This is a genomic window from Xanthomonas prunicola (assembly GCF_002846205.1).
GTDB classification, from domain to species: Bacteria; Pseudomonadota; Gammaproteobacteria; order Xanthomonadales; family Xanthomonadaceae; genus Xanthomonas; species Xanthomonas prunicola.
Genome location: NZ_PHKV01000013.1, coordinates 70,009 through 81,472 on the forward strand (window position 1 = coordinate 70,009; position 11,464 = coordinate 81,472).

General features: G+C 65.7%; 9 protein-coding genes. 8 read left to right on the forward strand and 1 reads right to left on the reverse strand.

Annotation, left to right across the window (positions count from 1 at the left end):
• The first annotated feature begins 36 nt into the window (after positions 1-36).
• The 5 genes from rsmG to XpruCFBP8353_RS21095 all read left to right on the forward strand — a co-directional run bounded on the left by rsmG (position 37) and on the right by XpruCFBP8353_RS21095 (position 6,494).
• The gene (rsmG, locus tag XpruCFBP8353_RS21065; protein ID WP_101364969.1) at positions 37-675 is read left to right on the forward strand and encodes a 16S rRNA (guanine(527)-N(7))-methyltransferase RsmG; all 639 of its coding nucleotides are present in this window, start codon (positions 37-39) and stop codon (positions 673-675) included.
• A 333-nt stretch (positions 676-1,008) separates the two neighbouring features.
• Positions 1,009-2,823 (forward strand): DUF885 domain-containing protein, encoded by a 1,815-nt coding sequence (locus tag XpruCFBP8353_RS21070; RefSeq protein WP_101364970.1) that lies wholly within the window; start codon positions 1,009-1,011, stop codon positions 2,821-2,823.
• Between the two features lie 506 nt (positions 2,824-3,329).
• Positions 3,330-3,713: a DUF2946 family protein gene (locus XpruCFBP8353_RS21085; RefSeq protein ID WP_101364972.1), complete on the forward strand. Its 384-nt coding sequence runs from the start codon at positions 3,330-3,332 to the stop codon at positions 3,711-3,713.
• Positions 3,714-3,768: 55 nt separating this feature from the next.
• Positions 3,769-5,040 (forward strand): TolC family protein, encoded by a 1,272-nt coding sequence (locus tag XpruCFBP8353_RS21090; protein WP_101364973.1) that lies wholly within the window; start codon positions 3,769-3,771, stop codon positions 5,038-5,040.
• Positions 5,041-5,222: 182 nt separating this feature from the next.
• Complete coding sequence (locus XpruCFBP8353_RS21095) at positions 5,223-6,494, forward strand: efflux RND transporter periplasmic adaptor subunit (RefSeq protein WP_101364974.1); 1,272 nt, start codon at positions 5,223-5,225, stop codon at positions 6,492-6,494.
• 316 nt (positions 6,495-6,810) lie between these two features.
• On the opposite strand, the gene XpruCFBP8353_RS23880 is transcribed toward XpruCFBP8353_RS21095, so the two are convergent.
• Entirely contained in the window at positions 6,811-6,954 is a 144-nt protein-coding gene (locus XpruCFBP8353_RS23880; protein ID WP_162301140.1) for a hypothetical protein, read from the reverse strand.
• 140 nt (positions 6,955-7,094) lie between these two features.
• On the opposite strand from XpruCFBP8353_RS23880, the gene XpruCFBP8353_RS21100 reads away from it, so the two are divergent.
• The 3 genes from XpruCFBP8353_RS21100 to rpmG all read left to right on the forward strand — a co-directional run bounded on the left by XpruCFBP8353_RS21100 (position 7,095) and on the right by rpmG (position 11,093).
• The gene (locus XpruCFBP8353_RS21100; protein WP_101364975.1) at positions 7,095-10,289 is read left to right on the forward strand and encodes an efflux RND transporter permease subunit; all 3,195 of its coding nucleotides are present in this window, start codon (positions 7,095-7,097) and stop codon (positions 10,287-10,289) included.
• Positions 10,290-10,675: 386 nt separating this feature from the next.
• A complete protein-coding gene (gene rpmB / locus XpruCFBP8353_RS21105) occupies positions 10,676-10,912 on the forward strand; it encodes a 50S ribosomal protein L28 (protein ID WP_002809459.1) in 237 nt (78 codons plus the stop codon).
• Between the two features lie 13 nt (positions 10,913-10,925).
• A complete protein-coding gene (rpmG, locus tag XpruCFBP8353_RS21110) occupies positions 10,926-11,093 on the forward strand; it encodes a 50S ribosomal protein L33 (protein WP_002809462.1) in 168 nt (55 codons plus the stop codon).
• Positions 11,094-11,464 lie beyond the last annotated feature (371 nt).

Here is an 11,464-nt window from a genome sequence, read left to right on the forward strand (position 1 = left end):
GCGCATGCCCGCCAGCCCAGCTGCGATAATTGCGCCATGAACGATGCCGCACTTGCCCCCGAGGTCTCCGCCGCGCTCGAACGCGGCCTGCAGGCCCAATCCCTGGATGCGGCCTTCGCCGCGCCGCTGTTGCGCTACCTGGCCTTGCTGGTGCGCTGGAACAAGACCTACAACCTCACCGCCGTGCGCGACCCGCGCGAGATGGTCACCCGCCATCTGCTCGACTCGCTGGCCATGCAGCCCTACATCGCCAGCGGCACCCTGGCCGACCTCGGCACCGGCCCCGGCCTGCCCGGCATCCCGTTGGCGATCACCCGCCCGCAGCTGCAGGTGACGCTGGTGGAAAGCAATGGCAAGAAGGCGCGCTTCATGCGCGAGGCCCTGCGCCATCTGGAGCTGCGCAACGCCCGCGTGGCCGAATCGCGCGCCGAAGCGCTGGACGAGCCAGCCGCCTACGACCACCTCACCGCACGCGCGCTGGATACGCTGGCCGGCATCATCGCCGTCGGCGGCCACCTGCTGCGCCCGGGCGGCAGCTTGTTGGCGATGAAGGGCGTTTATCCGCACGAAGAAATCACCGCACTGCCCGACGGCTGGAGCGTGGCCGAGGTGCACCCGCTGCAGGTGCCCGGTCTGGAGGGCGAGCGGCACCTGGTGGTGGTGCGCAAGGCCTGATCCGAAGCTACGTTTACCGGCCTCGAGCGGCCCTCACGCCAACCCTCTCCCGCAAGCGGGAGAGGGGGCGATACTGCCCTCGCCAAGCACGTCACGTCCTTTACCTCCGGCGAAGAGGTGACGAACGGCTTCTGACAAGCCCACCACGTCGCTTCCCCCGAAGGTGCCCGCAGGGCGGATGGGGGCAGTCCCTGACTCGCCCCGCCATATCGGTCCAGCCGCCGACACTCCAGCCACACCCGTGCGCCGGCCCGCGTTGGGACTTCCGGCCCATGGCAGCACGCCCGGGTGCTGCCATGATCGGGCGTTCGCTCCAGATCAGGCTTTCCGCACGTGACCTCTTCGCTCGCCACTGCCCTCGCGCTCGCCCTGTTGGGCACCTCGTTCGCCGCCACGACCCAGGCTGCCACACCACCGACTCCGGCCACACTGACCGCCGAAGCACCTGCCGACGCGCGCTTCCGCGCCATCTATGAAAAAGAGTGGGCCTGGCGCCAGGCCGAGACCGGCCAGGCCGACGAAGACAGCGACACCACTGGCGACAACACGCATCTGCCCGATGTCAGCGCGGCCGCGCAGCAAGCACGGCTGGCCGTGTGGGACGGCGTGCTCAAGCAGCTCGACGGTATCGACCCGAAGCAGCTCTCGCCGGCCAATCAGATCAACTTCGCCATTTACCGCCCGCAGGTGGAGAACCTGGCGGCCGAAGTGCGTCTGCGTGCCTACGAGATGCCGTTCAATTCCGATAGTTCGTTCTGGTCGAATCTGGGCTTCATGGCGCAGCGGCCGATGAAGACCGCGGCCGAGTACCGCGCTTACATCGCGCGTCTGAACGATGTGCCGCGCTACTTCGACCAGCAGATGGTCAACATGCGCGCCGGCCTGGCCCGCGGATTCAGTGTGCCCCGCGCAGTGCTGGACGGGCGCGATGTGTCCATCGCCACCGTGGCCGATGTCAAAGACCCCACCGAATCGACCTTCTACGCACCGTTCAAGCAGCTGCCTGCGCAGATCCCCGCCGCCGAGCAGGCGCAACTGCGCGAACAGGCCAAGGCGGCGCTGCGCGCGCAGGTCCTTCCGGCGTACAGCAAGTTGCTGACCTTCTTTCGCAACGAGTACATGCCCAAGGCACGCACCACGCTGGCCGCCGAAGCATTGCCCGGCGGCAAGGCGTTCTATCTGCAGCAGATCCGCGAATACACCACGCTGGAACTTAGCCCTGAGCAGATTCATCAGATTGGCCTGGACGAAGTGGCGCGTATCCAGACCCAGATGAACGCGATCATCAAACAGGTGGGTTTCAAAGGCACGTTCGCGCAGTTCCTGGCCTTCCTGCGCACTGATCCACAGTTCTACGCCAAGACCCCGCAAGAGTTGCTCGATCGCGCCGCGTGGATTTCCAAGCGCGTGGATGGGCAGGTGGGCAAGTTCATCGGCACGCTGCCGCGCGGGCGCTTCACCATCAAGCCGGTGCCCGACGATATCGCCCCGTTCTGGACCGCTGGCCGCGGTGGTGCCACCACCTACTGGGTCAACACTTACAACCTGCCATCGCGGCCGTTGTACAACCTGCCGGCGCTGACCCTGCATGAGTCCTCGCCGGGTCATTCGCTGCAGGGATCGCTGGCGCTCGAGCAGGGCGAGCAACCGGCTTTCCGGCGTGAGAACTACATCTCCGCCTACGGCGAGGGCTGGGCGCTGTACACCGAGAAGCTCGGCCAGGAGATGGGCATCTACGAAACACCGTACGAAGAGTTCGGCCGGCTCACCTACGAGATGTGGCGCGCCTGCCGGTTGGTGATCGACACCGGCGTGCACCACGACGGCTGGAGCCGCGCGCAGGCACTGGCCTATCTGCGCGACCGCACCGCGCTCAGCGAGCACGAAGTCACCACCGAAGTGGACCGTTACATCTCCTGGCCCGGCCAGGCACTGAGCTACAAGCTGGGCGAGATCACCATCGTCAAGCTGCGTGGCGAAGCTGAAAAGGCGCTAGGCGATCGCTTCGACATCAAGGCCTTCCACGATGTGGTGCTGCGCCAGGGCTCGGTCACCTTGCCGGTGCTGGAGCAGCAGGTGCGTGCCTTCATCGCCGAAAGCAAGGCACGCCCGATAGACGCCAAACCGGTCCGTCGCGCGGCGCCGTGATGCCCGGGGGCATCTTGAGCGGCTGACAGGACCACTTTGGAGCGTCTGGTCTTTGGCTTGGTTGCAGGGCCCTTGCCCGCCCACCATCGCAGGACACGCCGCAAGTACGTCCTTGTAGGCTCTTACGCGGCATCCATGCCGCGTAAGGTCCCGCGACGGTGGGCGGGCAAGGACCCGTCGAGATGGTCGGTGTGCGTGGTTACAAGCAGCGCATGAAATGGGGTGGTTGGACTACGGCACATCCAGTCGGTTGCCAACGCCAGATGATCGGCAAGCAGGTTTCGCTAAGCTACCGACCAACGCCCTGGTGCGGTGTCCTCGCCGATTGCGGGACCCTTGGCGGCATGGATGCCGCCAAGGAGCCTCCACTGACGGATTCACGGCGTGTCCCGCGAGCGGTGAGGGCATCGCGTCCTCGACGCACCACGGCTTTTGCCCTGCGCTTTGAACGTAGCTCGGCTGTACATGCGATTGTGTAACTGCCCCGGCCCCGATACGCTGCGCCCATGCTGCTTCGTCGCGCCCGTCGATTGCCCCCCTTGCTGCGCCTGATCGCGTTGCTGGTGCTGGTCATGGGCGTGCTTGTCGCACCGGTCGCTTGCGCGCTGGGTGATGTGCATGCGTTGGCGCACGACCAGGCACATCTGGACGACACCGCACCGCATGGCCATGACGGCGCCGACGAAGGCGATGCCGGCGAACGCGACGGTGCGGGTTTGATGCATGCCTTGATGCACAGCGGCTATTGCCACGGGCACAGCCCGGCCATGCTGCCGGCGCTTGCCTGGGGTCCGTTGCCTGCGCGCGCGCACGGGCAGCCGCCCGTGCTGACCACCGATTACCGCTCGCGTCTGAGCGAGACCGGGTTGCGTCCTCCGATCACGGTCTGATGCACCGCCGGCAACTGCCGGCCTGTCCATCGATCCCGATTCCGGAGACACCCTCATGTGGTTGCGACTGACGGCGCTTGCCGTCTTCGCGGTTGCGCCGTGCGCCAATGCGCAGGACCTGCCGCCCAAACCCGTGCTGACCCTGGACGACGCCATTGCGCGCGTTGCCCGCCAGCACCCCGATCTGCGCCTGGCCGATGGCCAACGCGCGGTCCTCACCGCCGACGCCGAACGCGACGCACTGCGTCCGCCGTTGCGCATCGGCGCCGAACTGGAAAACGTGTTCGGCACCGGCCCCACCCGCGCGCTGGACCAGGCGGAACTCACCGTCACCCTGGCCGGCGTGCTGGAACGCGGCGGCAAGCTCGACGCGCGCCGCACCCTGGCGCAAGCGCGTATCGACACGCTGGCGCCGCAACGCGCCCTGGCCCGGCTGGATGTGCTGGCCGAAGTGGCGCGGCGCTACCTGGCCATCGGCATGGCCACGCAGCGGCACGCAGTGGCGCTGGAAACGCTGGCCCAGCGCCAACGCACCGCCAGTGCTGCGCGCCAACGGCTGCAGGCCGGCGCGTCGCCGGAATCGGTGTTGCTGACCGCCCAGGCCTTGCAGGCGCGCGCAGAACTCGAACGCGACCGCGCTCAACAGGAACTACTCGCCGCACGCCGCCAATTGGCGGTGTTGTGGGGCGAGCGCACATCGGACGTCGGCGCCATCACCGGCGACCCGTTGCAGCTACCGGACATTCCCGAGTTCGAGGTGTTGGCGCAGTTGCTCGATGCCACGCCGGAACTGGCGCGTTTGAATGGCGAACAGCGCGTGCGCGAGGCACGTGTGCGCTTGGCACGCAGCCAGGCGCGCCCGGATCTGGACTGGCAGGTGGGCGTACGTCGGCTCGAAGGTAACGACGCCACAGCGTTGCTCGGCAGCGTCTCGCTGGCGTTGGGTGGCGCAGCACGCGCGCAGCCGGAGATCCGCGCCGCCGAAGCGGAGCTGTCGTTGCTGGATCTGGAACGTCAATCGCAGGCGCTGACGCTCTACGCAACGCTGGCCGACGCGCATGGCCGCTACCGTGCTGCACAGTTGGAAGTCACGCGCATGCGCAGCGATGTGCTGCCCGCACTCGCACGTGCCGATGCCGCCGCCGAGCGCGCTTATCGCGCCGGCGCCACCAGTTATCTGGACTGGGCGCAGCTGCAGGCGCAACGCAGCGATGCACGTCAGCAGCAACTGGCCGCCGCACTGGACGCGCAGACCGCGTTGATCGAAATCCAGCGCCTGACCGGGCAGCCGTTCGTCATTGATCCCGCAGCGCAGGTGACGCCATGAACGCTGTTTCAGTACTGCGTTTTCATGCCGCGTGCGTGGGCCTGGTTGGAATCGCTGCATTCGCAGTGATGTCGGCACCCAGCGCTCGCGAAACGATGCCCACGCCTGGCGCATTTCCAGCGCAACGCATCTCTATTCGTTCGCCCGATTCAACGCGCCGGCGCCAACCAGGATTCCCTTCGATGACACGTTTCATGATTGCGCCGCTGTTGCTGGCGCTATTGCTCGGCGGCTGTGGCCGCAGCAGCGAAGCATCGCACGATGACCACACAGACACTGCCGCCGCAGGCGAGGCAGATGCCGATGCGCATGGCGGCGAAGGCCAGACCGGCACGCATGGCGGACGGCTGCTCAACCAGGACGGCGACAGTGTGGAGCTGGCGATCGCCGAAGACGGCACGCCACCCACCTACCAGGCCTGGCTCTACCGCGATGGAAAACCGGTGCCGGCCACCGCTGGTAGCGTGGAAGTGCATCTGCAGCGGCTTGGCGGCGTCAACGACGTGCATCGATTGCGGCCGCGCGGGGATGGCAGTCTGCTAGCCGACACCACGGTAAGCGAGCCGCATTCGTTCGATGTGGACGTGCGTGCCACCGTCCAGGGCAAGGCCCATCGCTGGAGCTATCCCAGCTATGAGGGGCGCACCACCATCGCGGCCAAGATCGCGCAGGACGCGGGCATCCGTGTGGCCGCCGTCGGCGCCGGCAGCATCGCCGACCAGCACGAAGTGCAGGGGCTACTGACGCCGGCAGAAGGTGCGCAAGCGCAGGCCACCGCACGCTTTCCCGGCCCGGTACGCAGCCTGCGCGTCAATGTCGGCGACCAGGTGCGCGCCGGCCAGGTGCTGGCCACGGTGGAGAGCAACCTGAGCCTGACCACCTATTCGATCAGCGCACCGATCAGCGGCACCGTGCTTGCGCGTAACGCCAGCTTGGGCAGCAACGCAGGCGAAGGTCAGGCGCTGTTCGAAATCGCCGACTTATCGACTCTGTGGGTGGATCTGCACATCTTCGGTGCCGACGCCGGGCACATCACCGCCGGCGCACCAGTGACGGTGACACGCATGAGCGATGGCGTCGTGGCGCAGACCACCCTGGAGCGTGTGTTGCCGGGCACTGCCACGGCGAGCCAGAGCACCGTGGCGCGTGCGGTGTTGCGCAATAGCGATGGCTTGTGGCGGCCGGGCTCTGCAGTCAAAGCGCGGGTAACGGTGGCGCAGCAGCCGGCGGCGATGGTGGTGCCGGTGGGCGCGCTACAACAAGTGCGTGACCGGGAGGTGGTGTTTGTACGAGTGGGCGATGTGTACGAAGCGCGGCCGGTGAAGCTTGGCGCACGCGATGCGCAGCAGGTGGAAGTGCGATCGGGTCTGGCCGTGGGCGATACGGTGGTGGTGGAGCAGAGTTATCTGGTGAAGACCGATATCGAAAAATCGGGGGCCTCGCATGAGCATTGATCTGATGGGGGGAAGCGCTAGTGCATGCCTGACTGAGGGTGTTTGTCGTGCAAAAGGGGACATGCCAAGGTCCAGGCGTTCGCGCCCGTTCGGATTAGGGCAAAGGCCTTCTTGTCCTTTCAGACAAGGGCAAAGGCTTTCACGCCCTGTCGGGCGCGAGTCACTTCTCTTTGCTTGTGCAAGAAGCGCTCTACGGCAGCCGCAGGCTGACCAAAGTAACCAAAAGAAAGCACACCCCGTCCTCGCGCCCTCCGCGCCTGCGGCGCTGCGGGTGCGCAAGTTCGGCAGAAATGTTTGTAAGGGACATCCGTGTCACTTACAAAAACACCGCGCATCCATGCGCGGCGCCCTGCGGGTTGTATCTGCCGGCCTTGCCGCTGCGGTATGGGGCCCCGAAAGCAACCAGCAACAGCAACAGCAACAACAGCAACAACAGCAACAACAGCAACAACAGCAACAACAGCAGCGCTGGTGTGCGGTTGGTTGTTCGTTTGGCGTGTTGCGCAGCATCGCGGTAGGGAGGCTGCGCTATCGGTCGGTGGCACGGCGAGGACACCGGCTGGCGCAGAGCGGTACCGGGTATGTACGGAGGGGCTTGTCATGCTGACCAACATCATCCGCTTGGCGATTGCACAGCGCTGGTTGATGCTGGCATTGACAGGCGTCTTGATTGCAATCGGTGCGTGGAGTTTTTCGCGCTTGCCGATCGATGCGACACCCGACATCACCAATGTGCAGGTGCAGGTCAACACCGCGGCACCGGGTTATTCGCCGCTGGAATCCGAACAGCGGGTGACGTTTGTGCTGGAGACGGTACTGGCAGGGTTACCAGGGCTGGAGTCGACGCGGTCGCTGTCGCGCTATGGTCTGTCGCAGGTGACCGCCGTGTTTGCCGATGGCACCGATCTGTATTTCGCGCGGCAGCAGGTGGCCGAGCGTTTGCAGCAGGTCAAATCGCAATTGCCGGCCGATCTGGAACCACAGCTGGGGCCGATCGCCACCGGCCTGGGCGAGATCTTCATGTACACGGTCGAGGCCCAGCCCAATGCACGCAAGCCCGATGGCAGTGCGTGGACGGCCACCGATCTGCGCACCTTGCAGGATTGGGTGGTGCGCCCGCAGCTGCGCAATGTGCCGGGCGTGACCGAGGTCAACACCATCGGCGGGTATGCGCGGCAGATCCACATCACGCCCGACCCGGCGCGGCTGGTCGCGTTGGGCTTCACCCTGGACGACGTCGTGCAAGCGGTCCAGGCCAACAACCGCAACATCGGCGCCGGCTATATCGAACGCAACGGCCAGCAGTTTCTGGTGCGCGTGCCGGGGCAGGTGGACGATAGCGCGCAGATCGGTGCGATCGTGCTGGATCGGCGGCAAGGCGTGCCGATCCGGGTGCGCGATGTGGCGCAGGTGGGCGAGGGCCGCGAGTTGCGCACCGGTGCGGCCACGCAGGACGGCAGCGAAGTGGTGCTGGGCACGGTGTTCATGTTGGTCGGCGCCAATAGCCGCACCGTGTCGCAGGCGGCTGCCGAGCGTTTGAAAGTGGCCAACGCCAGCTTGCCGGCCGGCGTGCAGGCGGTGCCGGTGTACGACCGCACCGCGTTGGTGGACCGCACCATCGTCACCGTCGCCAAGAACCTGATCGAAGGCGCCTTGCTGGTGATCGTGGTGTTGTTCCTGCTGCTGGGCAATGTGCGCGCGGCCTTGATCACGGCCGCGGTGATTCCGTTGGCGATGCTGTTCACGCTTACCGGCATGGTGCGTGGCGGCGTGTCCGGGAACTTGATGAGTTTGGGTGCGCTGGATTTCGGTTTGATCGTCGATGGCGCGGTGATCATCGTGGAGAACTGCCTGCGCCGCTTCGGCCAGGCGCAACTGCGGCTGGGCCGCGTGCTCGATCGCGACGAACGCTTCGAACTCACCGCCGAAGCCACCGCCGAGGTGATCCGTCCCAGCCTGTTCGGCCTGGGCATCATCACCGCGGTGTATTTGCCGGTGTTCGCGCTCACGGGCATCGAAGGCAAGATGTTCCACCCGATGGCGATCACCGTGGTGCTCGCGCTCAGCGGCGCGATGCTGCTGTCGCTGACGTTTGTGCCAGCAGCGATCGCATTGCTGCTCGGCGGCAAGGTGGCCGAACACGAAAACCGTGCGATGCGCTGGGCGCGCAGGGTGTATGCACCGTTGCTGGATCGCGCGCTGCATCACGGCCGCTGGGTCGGTAGTGCGGCGCTGGCCACGGTGGCGCTGTGTGCGCTGCTGTCCACGCGGCTGGGCAGCGAATTCATCCCCAATCTGGATGAAGGCGATGTGGCCCTGCATGCCTTGCGCATTCCCGGTACCAGCCTGGAACAGTCCATCACCATGCAATCCACGCTGGAAAAACGCATCAAGCAGTTTCCGGAAGTGGCGCATGTCTTCAGCAAAATCGGTACCGCCGAAGTGGCCACCGACCCGATGCCGCCGTCGGTGGCCGATACGTTCCTGATCATGCATCCACGCGCGCAATGGCCGGATCCGCGCAAGCCGAAAGCGCAATTGCTGACCGAGATCGAAGAGGCAGCCAAGCAGCTGCCCGGCAACAATTACGAGTTCACCCAGCCGATCCAGATGCGCATGAACGAGCTGATTTCCGGCGTGCGTGCGGATGTGGCGATCAAGGTCTATGGCGACGATCTGGCCACGCTGGTCAAGCTGGGGCAGCGTGTACAGCAGATCGCCAGCGCGGTGCCGGGCGCGGCCGACGTGAGCCTGGAACAGGCCACTGGCCTGCCGATGCTGGCAGTGGTGCCCGACCGTGCTGCGCTGGCTGGCTATGGGCTCAATCCCGGTGTGGTGCAGGACACAGTAGCGGCCGCGGTGGGCGGGCAGCCGGCCGGGCAACTGTTCGACGGCGACCGCCGGTTCGACATCGTGGTACGGCTGCCGGAGAGCCTGCGCCAGGACCCGGCCGCATTGGCGGACCTGCCGATCCCGTTGCGCGGCGATGGCGAGCGTGGCGATGCCGACGAATCCAGCCGCGCTGCCGGCTGGCGCAGCGGCGAGCCGATCACCGTGCCGTTGCGTGAGGTTGCCAGGATCGAAACCGTCCTCGGCCCGAACCAGATCAATCGCGAAGACGGCAAGCGCCGCATCGTGATCACCGCCAACGTGCGCGATCGCGACCTGGGCAGTTTCGTGGCCGAGGTGCAGCAACGCGTGCAGGCCGAGGTCGTGCTGCCCACCGGCTACTGGATCGGCTACGGCGGTACCTTCGAGCAATTTATCTCCGCCAGCCAGCGCCTGGCCTGGGTGGTGCCAGGCACGTTGCTGCTGATTTTTGCACTGCTGTACTGGTCATTCGGTTCGCTGCGCGATGCGCTGGTGGTGTTCAGCGGCGTGCCGCTGGCACTGACCGGGGGCGTGGTGGCGTTGGCGCTGCGCGGGCTGGCGTTGTCGATTTCTGCCGGCGTGGGCTTTATCGCGTTGTCGGGTGTGGCGGTGCTCAATGGCCTGGTGATGATCGCTTTCGTGCGCAGCCTGCGCGCAGATGGCATGCCGCTGGAGCAGGCAGTGCGCGAGGGCGCGTTGTCGCGCCTGCGGCCGGTGCTGATGACCGCATTGGTGGCCGCGCTGGGTTTCGTGCCGATGGCCTTCAACGTCGGTGCCGGTGCCGAGGTGCAGCGCCCCCTGGCCACGGTGGTGATCGGCGGCATCGTCTCCTCCACCATGCTCACTCTGCTGGTGTTGCCGGTGCTGTATCGCTGGCTGCATCGGGAGCGGCCAGCGCATCAGGGGCGTGGAGCGAGTGACTAGCGGACGCGGCGCGGCCGCCACGTGCCTCCTGCGTGCTCCGCGGTCTGGGCATGCACGGCGTGGTTAGGCTGTGTGTGCCGCCATGCGGATGACCAGGCAGTCGGAGAATGGGCCGCGGCCGCCATTGTTCGCAACGTGGCAGCTCGGGGCCGACGCAGGCGCCGCCTTCGCCCCGGACACGCTAAGTGCTTGCGGCACATAGGAAAGCCGTGCATAATGCGCGGCTCGCTGTGCCCGGATCGCTCCGGATGGCGGTACCCAGCGCAATGGGGTTGCCGGCCTGTTCCAGCGTAAGTTCTTGATTCCCAACGTTGCGTGACAGCCTGGCGCTGTCGGGGCCGCCGCTCCCCAGGCTATGGGTGGCAATTCATTTATCGAGGTGCGTAATGTCCCGCGTATGCCAAGTGTCCGGCAAGCGTGTGCAGACGGGTAACAACGTCTCCCACGCAAACAACAGAACCCGTCGTCGCTTCCTGCCCAACCTGCACGAGCGTCGCTTCTGGGTCGCCAGCGAAAACCGCTGGGTGAAACTCCGTGTCTCCGCGCATGCATTGCGCACCATCGACAAGAACGGGATTGATGCCGTTCTGAAAGAGCTGCGCGCGCGCGGCGAAAAGGTCTGAGGAGTAAGCAGTCATGGCAAAAGGCAAGCGTGACAAGATTCGTATGATTTCCTCGGCCGCTACCGGCCACTTCTACACCACGGATAAGAACAAGAAAAACACTCCGGGGAAGATGGAAATGATGAAATACGACCCGGTCGTGCGTAAGCACGTGATGTACAAGGAAGGCAAGATCAAGTGATCGATTGATCGCTGGATCTGCTTTCAAGCAAACACCCGCCGAAAGGCGGGTGTTTGCGTTTTAGGGGTTGGGATGCCGTGTTGGTGGCTGATGGCGGTGCTCTTGCCAATAGCGTCACGCCATCCCGGCCAAGCCAGTCAGCAAGGTCGAGGGAGATAAAGGTGTGTGACAACGCCTCTTTGCCTTGGAGCGAGAAGGCACCGCTTGCGCACCGAAGGTGCGCGTGTCTTGGAGCGGATGCGGGGTTGGGGTGAGGGTACCGGGCGAAGCAATCGCAGTGTCACTTCTGAAGGCGCGTGGCGACGCGTTTGTCACTCCAGGCACTGGCAGGCGCCTGAAGCGCACCCTCATCCGGCGCTGCGCGTCACCTT